Below are 16,541 nucleotides of genomic sequence, written 5' to 3' on the forward strand. Positions count from 1 at the left end.
GGGAATAAGGAAAGTGTTTTCTTGACTATCAGTTGGCTATCGGGTACATTTGTAACATGCCCAAGATTCATCTAGAAACTAAGATAAAAGCAGATATCCATATTGTTTTTGATTTATCCCGAAGTGTTGACCTACACAAGATTTCTACGGCCCATACGAATGAGGAAGCTATAGCAGGTAGAACTTCCGGTTTGGTAGAAGTCAATGATACTATTACGTGGAGGGCTAAACATTTGGGAATAACACAAAATTTGACGTCGCATATTACCGCAGTAGAAAGTCCTACATATTTTGCTGATGAAATGGTGAAAGGTGCCTTTAAACGTTTTCGACATGAGCATTTTTTTTCGGAGGAAAATGGCGTAGTATCCATGAAAGACCTTTTTGATTATCATGCCCCTTTTGGTGTTTTGGGGAATCTTGCTGATGCTCTGTTTCTCAAAAAGTACATGACCAAATTCTTAGAGAAGAGAAATGCTGCTATTAAAGAGTTTGCAGAATCAGAAAGGTGGAGGGAAATTCTATGAGAATACTAATCCTTGGCGCAACGGGAAGAACTGGTAAATGGGTGCTCAAACTAGCTTTGAAAAAAGGTTACAATGTTCATATTTTAGTTCGGGATTGTACCAAAATTACAGCAGAGGAAAATCTTACCATTTTTCACGGAACTCCTGCCGATAAGTCGATGCTGTCAAAGGCTGCCGAAAACTGCAAAGCAATTATTAGTGTTTTAAATATTTCAAGAACTTCTGATTTTCCATGGGCGAAATTGCGAACCCCTGCTTCCTTTTTATCCGATGTGATGCATCATATTATTCAAGTTTCGGAAAAACATCAAATTGGCAGAGTTGTTGTTTGTTCCGCATGGGGAGTTGATGCGACCAATTCAGATCTTCCTTTTTGGTTTCGTTGGATGATAGGTCATAGCAATATTGGAGCCGCTTATACCGATCATGAAAGACAAGAGAAAATATTGTTACAATCTAATTTGGATTGGACAATAGTCAGACCCGTTGGACTAATCAATAAAATAAAACCACAGAAAATATTAGTTAGTTACGGACATAAGCCGAAACCAAAATTGACAATCAGTAGAAGGTCAGTAGGAGAGTTTATGGTCAATACTTTGGAAGATGACACTTTGATTAGGAAGCTTCCAACCATTTCGAGTGACTATTAGCTTAGTTCGAAATAATAAAAACATTTGGACCATTAAAAGAGTTGATATTGCATATGTCGTAGTATTTAGTAACGTCATCAGGGCAATTTATTGATTGAAAAAGCCTTAAATTTTATAGATAGTTCAAAATAATACATATTTTTATCTTGTGAAGAAAAGCAGTAAGTCGAATATCGCTCTGTTTTATATTGCCTTGATTTTGTTCTTCAAGGTGGTTGGATTGCATGCACTGGCCCCGCATACTGATGAGGCCGATGTGCAGCATTGCGAAATCTGTCATATCACTACAGCGGTTAGTTTTACTCCGCTGCTTGAAGCGGACATCGCTGTAGTACCTCAAACGGAATACTTCTTATCGGAGCAAAAACAGAACGGTACAGCTCCCAATGTTGTTTTTAACAACAAATATTTATCCGGTTATCATTTTACCCGTCCTCCCCCACAACTCTCATAGTCCATTTTTATTGAAATAATATCCCAATTTATGGGATAGGTATACCCAGTTAATTATTTAGATGGTTGGCATCTACCACTTTTTGCTGGTCTAACAAGACTTTCAAAAATATGGCGTATACCATGGGCTACATCTCTTTCTATAAGATTCATCTTCAACAAATTCAGACTGCCAATGATTACTAGCGATAGTAAGTCTTGGTGTTTGTACAATTTGCAATTTCTATTAATTCAATAAATAGTATGCTAAAAGCAATAAATATCACAAAGTCTTATCAAGGAAAACTGGCATTGAGAATTGTTTCCTTTGAAGTTGCCAAAGGTGAAATATTTTGCCTCTTAGGTCAAAATGGCGCAGGCAAAACAACTACCATCAATATCTTTTTGGGTTTTATTAAAATGGATAATGGCCAGGCGTTTATTGGTGATAAGGAGGTGGGCGTAGACGACACCAATCACCTTACGGCATATATACCGGAAACAGTACAACTATATGGAAACCTCACCGGCGCGGAGAACCTTGACTTTTTTAGCCGCTTGGCCGGATTCAAATACACCACATCTGAGTTAGAAAACTTTCTAACCAAGACAGGTTTACAGTCAGATGCACAGCACAAAAGACTATCATCTTACTCTAAGGGAATGCGACAGAAAGTAGGTATAGCTGTGGCACTCGCCAAGAATGCAGAAGTAATTTTCATGGATGAACCTACTTCAGGCTTAGATCCAAAAGCAACTTCTGAATTCACAAAAATCTGTAAAGAATTAGCACAAATGGGTAAAGTGATTTTTATGGCTACCCATGACATATTCAACGCGGTAGAACTAGCAACTACCATAGGCATTATGAAAGAAGGCTCGCTGGTACAACAGTTAAATGCAAATGAAATAGATGCAGGTCAATTAAATCAACTTTACTTAGAAACAATATAAAATTATGAAAAATTATATCATCACATTAATAGTATTATTTACCCTAAACATGGCTTTCGCCCAAATCTCCGTTGAGGGGAAAATTGCTGACGCAAATAGTCAACCGATTTTAGGAGCTACCATTTCATTCACAAATCAAAATTCAGGAACAAAGAACGGCACCGTATCCCAAGACGATGGAAGTTTTACGTTTGAACTCTCCCAAGCCGGCAACTATCAAATCGATATTAGCTACGTTGGAATGATGTCGTTGCGTTTACAACAATCGTTCGAACAAAATCAAACCTATGACTTAGGAACACTTGTATTGGAGGAGGGTGTCGAGCAATTACAATCCGTCGAAGTAATAGGTCGCGCTCGAACAGATTACAATAGTGACTATTCTTTTTCGGCAACAAAAGTGGCCATTGCCAATAAGGAATTGCCACAAGCGATAACGTCTGTTACCAAGGAATTGATCGCAGATCGACTTGCGTTTCAATTGCCGGATGCGGTTAAAACGGTAAGTAATGTTACCGCTACGGGCCTATATAATCACTATAATATTCGTGGTATAACACAGGCAGATGATGGTCAAGTACTCAATGGAATGCGAACCCGCCAATATTATTTTCTACAGCCAATCACCTCGCATTTAGAGCGGGTTGAGGTAATAAAAGGGCCATCATCTGTAACTTTTTCAAGTGCAGATCCAGGAGGTACTGTAAATATGGTGACTAAAAAGCCGTTGACCGAAAAGCGCAGTGAAGTGTCTTTAACGACGGGAAGTTTTGGAACCTTAAGAGCTACAGCCGATTTTACCGGACCTTTAAATGAATCAAAGACATTACTTTATCGATTTAATGCTGCTATTCAAGAGGCAGATTCGTTTAGAGATGTTGTCAATAATAATGCAATTTTGTTTGCACCATCTTTAAGTTATATCCCCAACGAAACTACGTCCTTAAATGTAGAAATGATTTACAGTGATGCCGAAGGCAATCTCGATAGAGGTCAGCCAATTTTTGGTGCTTTTAATGGTGAATTTGATTTGAATAGCACCCCTGTTACTATGAATGTTGGTGCATCAAGTGACCATTATAAAAACAAAGAGTTCATTTTTATGACCAGCTTTAGTAAGAAGTTTACGGACAACTTTGGTTTTAATGCACAGTTTATGAAGCAAACTTGGGATGAAGATTTAGCCGAGCATAGAGTTGGTGGCAGTATTGTTGATATTGATGGCACTGTGATTCCTACCCTAGCAAGATTGCGATATGATGAACGGCAACAATATTGGGAAACCGATAATTTCAGTGCGTATTTTACCTATGATATAAAAAGTAATAAGGTTACCAATAAACTATTAGTGGGCTATGATGCTACGCGTTGGGAACGAAAAATCGGAGCTGGCTTCTTGCGTGCCAGAAGATATTTAACCGTCGGTGGTGGGCAGTCTAATTTTGACCCAGCCAATGCAGCTAATTTTGAACAAATTGTTGTTGATGGTGTTACCATTCCGCAACCAGCAGCAGCATTTTTTAATTTAGCTAATCCTTTTAATGGTGCTAGAGATGTCAGCGATTATAATCTTTCTGAATTATCAATACCTGCTAATTTGAATACTTCAGGCGGTTTTTATATTCAAAACCAATTTAAAGTAGGCAAATTTTCAGCTTTATTGAACTTGCGCTATGAATCGTTCACTGATATTTTTGATTATAAAGGGGATGAAGAAGAATTTAAAACTAATGCTTTTGTACCTCGAATAGGTGTAACCTATGAAGTTTCGAATAGTATTAGTGCGTATGCAACCTACCTGGAAGGGTTTCAACCGCATACCAATACAGTTTCATTGTCACCAACTGCGGAAGGTTTCTTTTGGGCTGCTTCACCTGCCAGATTTGACCCTTTAGAAAGTAGCTTAACGGAAGTAGGTGCAAAAGGAGAATTCTTAAACGGGAAAATATTTGCCAACCTTTCCATTTTTAATATCACTCAAAAAAATCTCTTATTGGGGGATACCTATGATTTAGATAACCTGACAACACGAGGTGAGCAGAGAAGTACAGGTTTTGAGATGGATATTTCAGGTTACGTAGCACCAAACTTTAATCTTACCGCGTCTTATGGTTTTGCAAATGCTGAAATTGTAGAAGATGCCATAGAAGAGTTTATTGGAGAACCAATCGGAGGAGCGCCAAAGCACACTGCCAATTTTTGGGGACGCTATGATTTTATGAATACTACCCTAAAAGGCATTGGCATTGGTTTTGGTGCTCAGCATGTAGCTGAAAGATTTACATGGTACAATCCAACTTACGCCACCGATAGGGTACTACTACCATCCTACACGATTTTTGACGCTGCTGTATATTATAGGCCTAATAATACAGGTATTCAATTGACTTTGAAGTTGAACAATTTATTTGATGAGACCTATTGGTTGGGTGGTCTTAACCCTTCTAGGTTAGGTCCAGGTGCGCCAAGAAATGTTTTACTTAACGCCACTTACAAATTTTAGTAATGCGAAAAAATGTTATCTATTTGTTGGCACGACAACTATGGAAAGATGCTTTTAGGTCCAAAGTTATGCATGTAGCTTTGGGTCTGATGGTATTCTTATTGGTTTTTTCTGCTTATACAGGCTGGGAAAATTATCACGACCAGAACTTCACAAGAACAGGAATTCAAGAAGAGGTGCAGGAAAGTTGGGAAAATAATCCCGATAAGCACCCGCATCGTATGGCGCACTATGGTTCTTTTGCCCTTCGGCTAAAACATGTGCTAAGTGTTTTTGATTTGGGAATGGAAAATTTTGTGGGGAATGCCATCTTCTTAGAGGCGCACAAGCAGAACACAGTTAACTTTTCAGAAGCTAGCATGTCAACAGGGCTTCTGCGATTTGGTGAAGTGAGTTTAGCAATGCTTTTAAAAGTTATTGTTCCTCTACTAATCTTTTATTTGGGTTTTGCAGCCATAGCCCGTGAACGGGAAAATGGCACTCTGAAACTCTTGATTGGCCAAGGTATTCGCCGAAAAGAAATTGTTTTTGGAAAGTGGTTAGGGCTATTTGGCTTATCCCTAATCTTTCTTTTTTCGATTTTTCTTTTGGTACTGTTTTTTGTACTCATAGAATCGCATAATGGCATGTTTCAGGATAACGTATCAAGATATGCGGTTCTCCTCATTTCTTATGTATTGTTTTTTGCCATTCTCAGTACCATTACCATTTTGGTGTCGGCTTTTAGTATAACAGCTAAAGGAGCATTGGTAAAACTTTTGGGTATTTGGTTGTTATTTGTAATCATCGTACCTAAATCGCTACAGGCCATGGGGTATTACCTATATCCTACTCCCTCTAAAATTGAAATGGAGACAGCTGTTGAACATGATTTGATTCAACAGGGCGATAGCCATAATCCGGATGACCCACATTTTAAGGCGTTAAAAGATTCCGTGCTGCTGGTTTACAAGGTAGAAAAGGTAGAAGACTTGCCTTTTAGCTACAGTGGATTTATTATGGCTCAAGGTGAAAAATTAAGCACTGAGATTTACAAAGACCATCAAGAGCGTTTATATCAAGTCTACCAACAACAAAACAATTTGGAACGCTATTCCGCCTTTGTAAATCCGTACACGGCTATTAAGAATTTGTCGATGGCTTTTTCGGGAACAGATTTTAAATCGTTTCTGTACTTCAAATCAAAGGCGGAAACGTATCGCTATAATTTGGCGCAAGAAATGAACCAATTACAGATGGATTTGATTCCCAATAAGGGAAAAGAAGGACCTAACGTTATTTCCAATAATTATTGGAAGGAATTTCCACCTTTTAAATATGATTTACTATCGGTTTCCAAAGTTTTTCAGAACGAGAAAATTTCCATCTTCGCCTTGTTATTATGGGGAGTGGTGGCATTTTACGGACTTTTAAGAATATCCACTAACCTTAAGGCCATTTAGATGTATAGTTTATTGTTTAAATCGTTTTTTCGAACAAGAATATTCCTGATAAGCCTAGTCTTACTGATTACCGTTGGAGTAATTAGCATTCTAATTGGCAAGCAGTATTTAGTAAAACAAGAAAAAGCAATTCTCGCTGCTCAGGAATTTCAACAGAAGAGCATTGAAAGAAATCTTGATTACCACAATGACGACTTGGGTTTATTGCTGTATTATCTGCGCTTTACCTTGATAAAACAACCCAGTAACATTGGTGCCATTTCAATTGGTCAAAGTGATGTGAACCCGCTATTGCAAGCGGTAACCATTCGTGGATTGGAAGGGCAGAAATACGATACGGATTTTGAAAATCCATCGCTATTGATGTCGGGAAATCTAGACTTAGGCTTTGTCATCATCTATCTTTTTCCATTGGTGCTTATCGCCATGACCTTTAACTTGTATTCTGAAGAAAAAGAACTAGGAACTTGGCGAATTTTAACTGCTCAAACCTCAGGTAAAGCTAAATTCTTACTTAAAAAACTCGGTATACGTATACTTTTTGTGTTTGCTATATTGATTTTCTTACTTCTATTGGCCAATGGTGTTCTTAGTATTCCAATGAACGAAAATTTTTGGGCAATATTCCTTCAAAGTATCTTGTATGTATTCTTTTGGAGTTCCTTATGCTTATTTGTAGTGTCATTTCGAAAAAACTCTAGTTTTAATGCTTTGGCATTAATTTCGATTTGGGTTGTTTTGACGGTTTTGATACCTGCAATGGTGAATAATTATGTACTCAATACCTATCAAGTTCCTGAAGCGCTTGAAGCTATGGTTGAACAACGTGATGGATATCATGAAAAATGGGACATGGAGAAGGATGCCACGATGACTGGTTTTTTTGAAGCCTATCCCCAATATAAAGGGTATACAGTTCCAGAAGAAGAATTCAGCTGGATTTGGTATTACGGAATGCAGCATATGGGCGACTTAGCTGCTGAAGAAACCAGCAATGAAATGATGGAAAAAGTCATGCTGCGCAATACAGTGAGTGAAAAAGTGGCTCTTTTTATCCCAACGATGCACGCACAACTAAGTTTCAATAGCGTGGCGGGCACTGATATGATAGGTCATTTGGAATTTTTGAAAGGACTAAAGGAATTTCACGAAGGTTTACGGGTAAATTTTTATCCGAAAGTCTTTGACAATAACCCTGCAGATTCCGTTGATTGGCAAAATCATGCGGCCAAGTTTTATAAGCCGACCTCTTATGTTAACTGGGTTTACATATTGATGCCAACATTATTCATTGTCGTTATAATGGGGACTTTAGCTCTGTTGAATCTTCGAAAATTATAGAAAATTAGAATTCAGGGATACAATTTGGGCGCTTTTCAAATTTCACTTGAAAATCGCCTATGCTTCCACTAATTCGAAATAATAACAAGATTAGACCCATTAAAAGAGGCTCGATATTCTAACATGTCAAAATATCTAGTTCCGTCGTCAGGGTTGTTCAATAGTTGCCCAGTAATCGTACTGTATTCGAAATCTTCGCAAGAACAAGTGGCTACAATTCCATTTAAAGTCATTGTTGAACATTCATTGGGTGCATGATTAGGGCAACTGGCCTCAAAAACGCGAAAAACATCAAAACCGGTATTTGTAACAAATGCACCGCGAGTACCTACTTGGGTATTCCCAACATAAATGGAGCTACCGGAGTTAGTCAACGGACTATACAAGGGAAGGTTGAGATTGAGCTCAAACTGAAAACCGATTTCTTGCAAAAACGGATTCCGATTGGTTCTTTCTTTGTCGCAAGAAAGCAAGCAAATAATTAGTATAAGGCCCCAAATTCGTTTCATATAGTAGTGTCTTTTCGTAGGATGTCTGCTACAAAATTGAGCAAAAAAAATGTATATTTGCCGTAAATCCTCTCTAATAATCGTGCAGGCACGGTTCAATTTAGAGGATTTTCTTATTGAGCTCAGTCCCCAATTGAAAATTAGAAATGAGTTCACCTATTAAACGCAGAAGTTATGAGTAACGTATCTTATTATACAGCAGAGGGCTTAAAAAATTTGAAAGATGAATTGAACCATCTTCGAGACGTTGAACGACCAAAGGCATCTCAAGCAATTGCAGAGGCAAGGGATAAAGGTGATTTATCTGAGAATGCGGAGTATGATGCGGCCAAAGAAGCCCAAGGCTTGTTGGAAATGCGTATTTCGAAAATGGAAGATACTTTGGCGAACGCTCGTTTAATTGATGAATCGCAGTTAGACACTTCAAAAGTTTTGGTATTGTCGACGGTAAAATTGAAAAACCAGAACAATGGCATGGAAATGAAGTACACTTTGGTAGCCGAAAGTGAAGCGGATTTAAAATCAGGAAAAATTTCAGTAAACTCTCCTATTGGTAAAGGTTTATTGGGTAAAGAAGTCGGTGATATAGCTGAAATCACAGTGCCTAACGGGACGATTAAATTTGATATTTTAGAGATTACAAGAGCATAGAAATAGCGTAAATTATAGTTTAAACCAGCCTTAGTAGCTGGTTTTTTTGTTTATTGAAATAATATTTAGATATTTGTCTAAATATATAAATAAAGTGAATAATATTTTCAAAGCACTAAACGACGGTACCCGAAGAGAAATACTAATGATGTTAAAGGAAAAAGACTTGACAGCAGGAGAGATAGCAGACCGGTTCAATATTTCAAAACCGAGTATATCGCATCACTTAGATATTTTGAAAAGAGCGGATTTAGTCACTAGTGAAAAAAAAGGGCAATTTGTCTCCTATAGTATCAACACAACTATTGTTGATGATATTTTTCAGTGGATTTTAACCTTAAAAAATTAATCAAATGAAATACGATTTGAAACAAGAAATTCCGCTTTTAGCAACTACTGCTTTGCCAATTGTTTATGCACTGTATCTATGGAATTCTTTACCGGAGAAAATACCGACTCATTGGAATCTTAAAGGTGAAATTGATGGTTGGGGAAGCAAAGAACCATTTATCATTTTTTTCATAACAATACCGGTCTTTATTTATATTCTTTTTTTAGTTCTACCAATGATTGATCCTAAGAAAAAACTTCAAAAAATGGGAAAGAAGTTTTATCGCATAAAGTTTTTCATGATTTTGATAATGTCTCTTTTGGCTGTTTTTGCATTGTATTCAGCTCAAAATCAGTCTGAATCAAGTATCAAAGCTCTTTTGGCTTTATTTGGATTCATGATTGTGGGATTAGGGAATTATTTTCCTGCCGTAAAGCATAATTACTTTATAGGAATCAAAACACCATGGACTTTAGAAAACGAGACAGTATGGAAGGAAACGCATCAAATGGCTGGTAAACTATGGTTTTTTGGAGGCGCCTTGCTAACTTTATTGGTTTTAATACTTCCAGTAGAGTCCAGTTTTATTGTTTTTCTTGTTGGGATGGCAGTATTGACCCTGGTACCTTTGGTTTTTTCGTATAGAAAATATAAAGGCCTAAAAAGCTAGAAATATGAAGAAGGCTTTTATGTATATTTGAGTTCGTAAAAATATACGTACGACATGCCAACCATTTTCACAAAAATCATAAACGGAGACATACCCTGCTATAAAATTGCCGAAGATGAAAACTTCTTTGCTTTTCTTGATATCAATCCGAATGCAAAAGGGCATACGCTTTGTATTCCTAAAAAAGAAGTGGATAAAATTACCGATTTGGATGAGGAGACGTTTATGGGATTAATGAAATTTTCGAGAAAAGTGGCAAAAGCCATTGAATCTTCAATGGTTTGCGAACGTGTTGGAATATCTGTAATTGGATTAGAAGTCCCACATGCTCATGTACATTTAATACCGTTAAATCAAATGAAAGATGCTACTTTTCAAAGTAAAGTCAGTCTCGAAAAGAATGAATTTGAGGCGATAGCAGAAAGGATTCGATTTAAATTGTAAGAATTCCTTCATAGAAAAGATAGGACGCTGCGCCCGCAAGGGCAATTATTACTAAAATCAAAACGTAGAAAAGTGTTGTGAACTTTAAAGAAGACTTTTCTGGCACCGCCATTTTCTGATAATAATTAAAAATACGTTCAATATCATCTGTCCATTTCGCAGGATAAATATCAGACCCACACTTATTACAAATTATCTGATTCGTAACTTGATTTGTCGTGCGATGAAAAAGTTTTCCGTAGACATGCTTTTGATAAAAGGTAAGCTTCAAATCTTGGTTGAAACACTCTGGGCAATTATTACTTAAATCAAAATCTTTTATAACTACCAATTTTCCGGTTGCCATATTCTAAGTATTTACTTTTAAGGAAATTTGCATTATTGTGCCTTCTTTGCTTGATGAGAGCACTTTAATTTTTCCTTGGTGATATTCTTCGACAATTCTTTTTACCAATGAGAGTCCGAGACCCCAACCTCTTTTTTTAGAGGTTACTCCTGGGTTAAAGATAGCTTTATAATCGCTTTTTGCAATACCATGACCGGTATCTGAAACTAAAATATTCACATAATTACCGTCAGGAACGATTTGAATTCCAATACTCCCACGACCTTTCATAGCATCAATTCCATTCTTTACTAAATTTTCAATTGTCCAATTGTAAAGTGAATGATTCAGCATCACCTGTTGCGCATCTATTTTTGAATCAAAAGAAAAATGAATGAGTTTTGAACTTCTTAGTTTCAAATATTCATAAGCTTCTTTGGTTTCTTGCACGATATCGTACTCATCAAGTTTAGGCAAGGAGCCAATTTTTGAAAACCGATCCGTTATCATTTCCAATCGCGAAATATCTTTTTCAATCTCCTTGGTTATATCGGGATTGATATTTTCTGTTTTCAAAAGCTCATTCCAGCCAAGCAGTGAAGACAATGGTGTGCCAATCTGATGCGCGGTCTCTTTCGCCATACCCGCCCACAATTTGTTTTGCTCAGAGGCTTTATTCGTCTTGAAGAAAAAGAAGATAACAGCTCCAAAAAGTAAAATAATCAAAAGAAGGGCTATGGGATAGTATTTCAATTTATTCAACACCTCAGAATTTCCGTAATATAGCGTTGCCAGATGTTCACCTTGTTGGTCAATATTTATTGGGGTGTTTTCACTGCTAAATTTTAAGATTTTTTCTTTGATATAAGCGGTGTCTTCAACAACTTCTTTGGGCATGTTGTTTGTTTTGATAGACCCATCTTTGTTGACAAGTATCATCGGGGTTGAAGTGTTGTTCTGAAATACTTTAAGAGGCAATTCGCCAGGGTCGTCGTCTAGAGATGCTTGTAACAATTCAGAGTGAGCAGTGGCCCATATCTCCATTTTCTGACGCTCTTCTTCCTTAAATTTCGTGAAAAAGCTAAGAGTATTCCATAAAATCAGGCTTACAACGACAAATGCAGATATCAATAAAACAACGTTTGAAGTCTTATTTTTAGGATTAAATTTCATCAGATAGCGGTCTACTTTCAAAGATAGTGGAAAAAGCAGAAAATCGTTCGTAAACCTATTTTAAGACCATTTTCTATCCTTACAATTTATGTACCTTTATACCACTATGACAGACATGATTTCTTTTCTTCCAGAAGAGTTGACTACACCTAAATTGCATGGCTATCTTTTGGGTGCTGTAGGACCTAGACCCATTGCTTTTGCAAGTACGATAGATACAAATGGAAATCCGAATTTATCGCCTTTTAGTTTCTTTAATGTATTTAGTGCAAATCCACCAATTCTCATTTTTTCACCTGCACTACGTGTTAGAAATAAAACCACAAAGCATACGCTAGAAAATGTTTTGGCCACCAAAGAAGTGGTTATCAATATTGTAAATTATGACATCGTACAACAGATGTCATTGTCTAGTACAGAATACGGGGAAGGCATCAATGAGTTTAAAAAAGCGGGATTAACCATGCTGAAATCTGATAAGGTTACACCGTATCGTGTGGCAGAATCACCTGTGCAATTTGAATGTAAAGTAACGAAGGTTGAGGCTTTGGGAGAAGATGGTGGTGCAGGAAATCTAGTCTTTTCCGAGGTTGTGAAAATACACATTCACAATTCTATTTTGGATGAAAAGGGAAGTATTGACCAGCATAAAATCGACCAAGTTGCAAGAATGGGAGGTAATTGGTATAGCCGCGCCAATTTAGGCATGTTCGAGGTGCCTAAACCCCTTTCTTCATTGGGTATTGGAATAGACCAGATTCCTGAGCGCATTCGAATAAGCAAGATTTTAACCGGGAATGATTTGGGTATGTTGGGTAATGTAGAACAGATTCCTACGAACGATGAGGTAGCAAATTTTGTATCTTCTCAAATTGAGATTCGAACTCTTTTAAGTGGTGGAGAACGTGATCAGATTGAATTGAAAGCACAAGAATATCTAAAAAATAATGATGTGCTTTCCGCTTGGAAAGTGTTATTGGCCCATTAGGTCAAATATGAAGTAGGAACATCCCCCGATAGGACAAATACATTTGCTCATAAAGTAACTTTTTATAAAAAAGGACGGATGAAACGTATACAATTATTTGAGTTTGAAGATTATGATTGGTTTCCGGTATGGTTACGAACCTGCATGACCAATTTGATTATGGTGCTTCATAAAATGATGGGCATAAGTGAAGTACTTGCTTATCTGATATATCGAGTCATAAAGGAAAAAAACCTCACTAAAATAGTTGATTTAGGTTCGGGTTCAAGTGGCGCTATGCCAGATACAATGAAAGCGCTGCGTGAATTGGATAGTCTGCGACATCTCGAACTAGTTATGACGGATTTATACCCGAACAAAGAGGTCGCAAGAAGGTTCAATGAAAATACAGCTGATAATATTACCTATTTGGAAACTCCAGTTGATGCGACTGAAATGAGCTCTGTTCCAAACGGACTCAAAACGCTGATTAATAGTTTTCATCATATGCCTCCTCATAAGGCACGTAAAATTTTAGAATCTGCAGAAGAGCACCAACAACCGATACTAATTTATGAAATGGCAGAAAATAAAATTCCGGTGCTAATCTGGGCTATTTTACTTCCTATTTCTTTAGTGATTATAATGGTCATGACCTGGTTTATGACTCCCTTTGTAAGACCTTTGACTTGGCGACAAATTGTGTTTACCTATTTGATACCAATCATTCCAATTTGCTATGCTTGGGACGGGCAGGCATCACTTCCAAGAATGTATGCTTTAAAAGATATAGATGAACTTTTGGAAGGCCTAGGCAAGAACAATTTTTATTGGGAGCATGGCCCAGCAAAAAAGGCAAATGGAAAAAAATTAGGGACATACATAGTAGGGTATCCCAAAAGTTAGCTGTTGTTTATGCAATATATTAATGCATAAATAACCCCATATGAAGTCTTTTAAATTGGTTTGTCTTTTGTTTCTTATGGGCACTGGTTTGTTCGCTCAAAAAAGCGAAAGTAAACTCTCGTCAAATACAAATTCTTACATAACCGCTAGCCTTTGGCCGATTGCAGACCTTTATGCCCCCCGTTTGCGTTTTGGTTATACACAACATATTGCACCGCACTGGAAGGCTGGTTTAGATGTTGGTTTTGGTGCCAAGGGAACTTCATTTGCTTCAGATGCCAATATCGGAGTAGACTATTCCCTTTGGGAAGTGCGCCCCGAGATCCATTACATATTTAATCCGGAAGCTAAAACCTTAAAGTATATAGCTGCAGAACTCTTCTATATTGACCAAGACCATGTTTTTATAAATGGAAATTATAGTTCTGAAAATAATGGAGACATTCGTTTTGATAGAGCAGATTTTACGCGTCAGAAATATGGAATGCATTTTAAATTTGGCCTTTTCTTAGATATTGGGAAACATTTTGGTTTTAATTTCTTTGGTGGAATTGGCTTTCGCATTGCAAATAAGCAATATTCAAATGTTATCAATCCGCAAGCCGATGATATTTTCAGGGAATGGTTTGCTGGACCCTACGATAATGAAGGAAGAGATTTTCTTCCAAACCCATCCTTAGGAATCAAGTTTTACTACAAAATATAGCCGCTCATAATCTTTAATAACTTGTTGAATTTTTTCTAGGTGAATTATATGAATAAAAGTACATTTAGCTCGAAATAATTAGTTCACATATAATTCATAATCATGGAAATTCAAGGAAAGGTAAAAATGGTCGGAGAGACCCAAACATTTGGTAATAACGGATTCAGAAAACGCGAAATTGTAGTAACTACAGAAGAGCAATATCCACAACATATTATGGTCGAGTTTGTACAAGACAAAACTGACCTTTTGAACAACTATGCTGTTGGTCAATCAGTTAAAATAAGTATTAACTTAAGAGGTCGTGAATGGACGAACCCTCAAGGTGAGGTAAAATATTTCAACTCTATTCAAGGTTGGCGTATTGAAAGTTTACAAGCGGATCAGCCTGCGGAAGGAATGCCACCAGTGCCGCCAGCAGAAGCATTTGCTCCGGCAGATAACTTAAACGAGGAGGAGCACGACGATTTACCGTTCTAAATAAACTCTTTGTTATTCCCGCGTCTGTGCTGAATTCATTTCAGTAAAGGCGGGAATCTTTACAATATAGCCCTAGCTGATATTTCAGCTAGGGTTTTTTATTTTCTCATCTTTCTAGTTACCTTGTTCAAATGAAGGTAACTCGATTCATAGAAAATATATTCCGGAGGTTTTTACCCTCACCCTTTACTTTGGCAGTATTGCTAACCTTAACAACTTTTGGCTTTGCTTTGATTTTGACTGAGAACACTTCTGACGATAATCATTTGTTTACCATTTTATCGTATTGGGAGAATGGAATTTGGAACAATGATCTGCTTGTTTTTGCCTATCAGATGATGTTGATTCTAGTATTAGGTCATGTCTTGGTATTGAGTCGGCCTTTTGAAAAGCTGATTTTACGCTTAACTAGCTTGGTGACAAGCTCGGCAAACGCCGCACTTTTAGTTGCCCTACCAACGATGCTGGTTTCCTTTTTCAATTGGGGGCTGGGACTCGTATTTGGGGCCATTTTGGCCCGTAAAGTTGGTGAATATGCCCAGAAGAATACTATTCCCATCAACTATCCATTAATCGGTGCTTGTGGTTATGTGGGTTTGATGGTTTGGCATGGGGGTATTAGTGGATCAGCTCCGCTTAAAGTTTCGGAGAGTGGACATATACAGAGTTTAATGAATGATGTGCTTTCTTCGGAGGCTCTCAGTCAGCTTCCTGATACGATTCCTACCGCTGAAACCGTGTTAAGCATGAACAACCTCCTTATATTTTTAGTTGTTCTGATAGCCATTTCTTTGTTGGCTTTTCGATTGGGGAAGAAAACGAAAACCACTTCTACAAATTTAGCAACCTATCGTTTTGATTCAGATAATGAAGATAGACCCAAAGGTGCTGAACGTTTAGATAGATCGCCTTGGTTGTCAGTAGGTTTCGGATTTTTGATTTTAGCTGCCTTCGTGTTGCAGTATAGTCCTCTTATGAAGACCATGAATATCGTTCCAAATATGCTGAATTTGTTTATGTTAGGACTCGCCCTGATAATGCACGGAAGTATAAAGCGCTTTCTTCATGCCGTTGAGGAGGCTATAGGCGATACGGCCGGAATTTTGATTCAGTTCCCCTTGTACTTTGGAATTATGGGAGTCATGTCGAACAGTGGCATGATTAATGGCATTTCAGATTTTTTTGTATCCATATCTAGTGAAACAACATTGCCGATTTTCACCTTTTTTAGCGCTGGTCTAGTAAATATCTTTGTGCCAAGTGGAGGAGGGCAATGGGCCGTACAAGGGCCGATGATTTTAGAATCTGCATTACAATTGAATGTTCCATTGAACAAGGCGGTCATGGCTTTGGCCTACGGCGACCAAATCACCAATATGCTACAACCTTTTTGGGCTTTACCTTTACTCGGCATTACCAAATTGAAAGCAAAAGAAATCTTACCGTATTCATTACTGTTCATGTTAGTGGGAAGTTGTATTTATCTCCTAGGTCTAATGGTCTTCTAGCTCGTTTTCAGTACATTTA

General features: G+C 37.5%; 19 protein-coding genes. 16 read left to right on the forward strand and 3 right to left on the reverse strand.

Annotation, left to right across the window (positions count from 1 at the left end):
* Positions 1-56: 56 nt before the first annotated feature.
* From FEE95_RS07895 to FEE95_RS07925, 7 genes are all read left to right on the forward strand, one after another.
* Positions 57-527 carry an SRPBCC family protein gene (locus FEE95_RS07895; RefSeq protein WP_138657331.1) on the forward strand — a complete coding sequence of 157 codons (471 nt, stop codon included), beginning with the start codon at positions 57-59 and terminating at the stop codon, positions 525-527.
* Positions 524-1,180 (forward strand): NAD(P)-dependent oxidoreductase, encoded by a 657-nt coding sequence (locus FEE95_RS07900; RefSeq protein WP_138657332.1) that lies wholly within the window; start codon positions 524-526, stop codon positions 1,178-1,180. Before FEE95_RS07895 ends, FEE95_RS07900 begins: the two co-directional genes overlap by 4 nt.
* 220 nt (positions 1,181-1,400) lie before the next feature.
* Positions 1,401-1,634 (forward strand): hypothetical protein, encoded by a 234-nt coding sequence (locus FEE95_RS07905; protein ID WP_138657333.1) that lies wholly within the window; start codon positions 1,401-1,403, stop codon positions 1,632-1,634.
* Positions 1,635-1,876: 242 nt separating this feature from the next.
* A complete protein-coding gene (locus tag FEE95_RS07910; RefSeq protein ID WP_138657334.1) occupies positions 1,877-2,566 on the forward strand; it encodes an ABC transporter ATP-binding protein in 690 nt (229 codons plus the stop codon).
* A 4-nt stretch (positions 2,567-2,570) separates the two neighbouring features.
* Positions 2,571-5,069, forward strand: coding sequence for a TonB-dependent receptor domain-containing protein (locus FEE95_RS07915; protein WP_138657335.1), 2,499 nt, complete (start codon positions 2,571-2,573; stop codon positions 5,067-5,069).
* A 2-nt stretch (positions 5,070-5,071) separates the two neighbouring features.
* A complete protein-coding gene (locus FEE95_RS07920; protein WP_138657336.1) occupies positions 5,072-6,511 on the forward strand; it encodes an ABC transporter permease in 1,440 nt (479 codons plus the stop codon).
* On the forward strand, positions 6,512-7,852 hold the full coding sequence (locus tag FEE95_RS07925) for a DUF3526 domain-containing protein (RefSeq protein WP_138657337.1): 1,341 nt from the start codon (positions 6,512-6,514) through the stop codon (positions 7,850-7,852).
* Between the two features lie 68 nt (positions 7,853-7,920).
* Here FEE95_RS07925 and FEE95_RS07930 read toward each other — a convergent pair whose 3' ends face one another.
* Entirely contained in the window at positions 7,921-8,361 is a 441-nt protein-coding gene (locus FEE95_RS07930) for a hypothetical protein (protein WP_138657338.1), read from the reverse strand.
* Positions 8,362-8,535: 174 nt separating this feature from the next.
* On the opposite strand from FEE95_RS07930, the gene greA reads away from it, so the two are divergent.
* From greA to FEE95_RS07950, 4 genes are all read left to right on the forward strand, one after another.
* Positions 8,536-9,012: a transcription elongation factor GreA gene (gene greA, locus FEE95_RS07935; protein WP_138657339.1), complete on the forward strand. Its 477-nt coding sequence runs from the start codon at positions 8,536-8,538 to the stop codon at positions 9,010-9,012.
* 94 nt (positions 9,013-9,106) lie between these two features.
* On the forward strand, positions 9,107-9,361 hold the full coding sequence (locus FEE95_RS07940) for an autorepressor SdpR family transcription factor (protein ID WP_138657340.1): 255 nt from the start codon (positions 9,107-9,109) through the stop codon (positions 9,359-9,361).
* Positions 9,362-9,365: 4 nt separating this feature from the next.
* Positions 9,366-10,013 (forward strand): SdpI family protein, encoded by a 648-nt coding sequence (locus tag FEE95_RS07945; RefSeq protein ID WP_138657341.1) that lies wholly within the window; start codon positions 9,366-9,368, stop codon positions 10,011-10,013.
* A 54-nt stretch (positions 10,014-10,067) separates the two neighbouring features.
* Complete coding sequence (locus FEE95_RS07950; RefSeq protein ID WP_138657342.1) at positions 10,068-10,457, forward strand: HIT family protein; 390 nt, start codon at positions 10,068-10,070, stop codon at positions 10,455-10,457.
* On the opposite strand, the gene FEE95_RS07955 is transcribed toward FEE95_RS07950, so the two are convergent.
* Together FEE95_RS07955 and FEE95_RS07960 are read right to left on the reverse strand one after the other, a co-directional pair.
* Positions 10,447-10,803, reverse strand: coding sequence for a hypothetical protein (locus FEE95_RS07955; protein ID WP_138657343.1), 357 nt, complete (start codon positions 10,801-10,803; stop codon positions 10,447-10,449). The genes FEE95_RS07950 and FEE95_RS07955 overlap by 11 nt on opposite strands.
* Before the next feature lie 3 nt (positions 10,804-10,806).
* On the reverse strand, positions 10,807-11,955 hold the full coding sequence (locus FEE95_RS07960; protein ID WP_138657344.1) for a sensor histidine kinase: 1,149 nt from the start codon (positions 11,953-11,955) through the stop codon (positions 10,807-10,809).
* 88 nt (positions 11,956-12,043) lie between these two features.
* On the opposite strand from FEE95_RS07960, the gene FEE95_RS07965 reads away from it, so the two are divergent.
* From FEE95_RS07965 to FEE95_RS07985, 5 genes are all read left to right on the forward strand, one after another.
* A complete protein-coding gene (locus FEE95_RS07965; RefSeq protein ID WP_238474519.1) occupies positions 12,044-12,943 on the forward strand; it encodes a flavin reductase family protein in 900 nt (299 codons plus the stop codon).
* A gap of 78 nt (positions 12,944-13,021) precedes the next feature.
* Positions 13,022-13,828 (forward strand): hypothetical protein, encoded by an 807-nt coding sequence (locus FEE95_RS07970; RefSeq protein ID WP_138657345.1) that lies wholly within the window; start codon positions 13,022-13,024, stop codon positions 13,826-13,828.
* 40 nt (positions 13,829-13,868) lie between these two features.
* Entirely contained in the window at positions 13,869-14,534 is a 666-nt protein-coding gene (locus tag FEE95_RS07975) for a hypothetical protein (RefSeq protein WP_138657346.1), read from the forward strand.
* Between the two features lie 102 nt (positions 14,535-14,636).
* The gene (locus FEE95_RS07980; RefSeq protein ID WP_138657347.1) at positions 14,637-15,014 is read left to right on the forward strand and encodes a DUF3127 domain-containing protein; all 378 of its coding nucleotides are present in this window, start codon (positions 14,637-14,639) and stop codon (positions 15,012-15,014) included.
* 131 nt (positions 15,015-15,145) lie between these two features.
* Positions 15,146-16,522: a short-chain fatty acid transporter gene (locus FEE95_RS07985; RefSeq protein WP_138657348.1), complete on the forward strand. Its 1,377-nt coding sequence runs from the start codon at positions 15,146-15,148 to the stop codon at positions 16,520-16,522.
* The last annotated feature ends 19 nt before the right edge of the window (positions 16,523-16,541 follow it).

It is taken from the genome of Maribacter algarum (ex Zhang et al. 2020) (assembly GCF_005885635.1).
In the GTDB taxonomy this organism is placed as follows: Bacteria; Bacteroidota; Bacteroidia; order Flavobacteriales; family Flavobacteriaceae; genus Maribacter_C; species Maribacter_C algarum.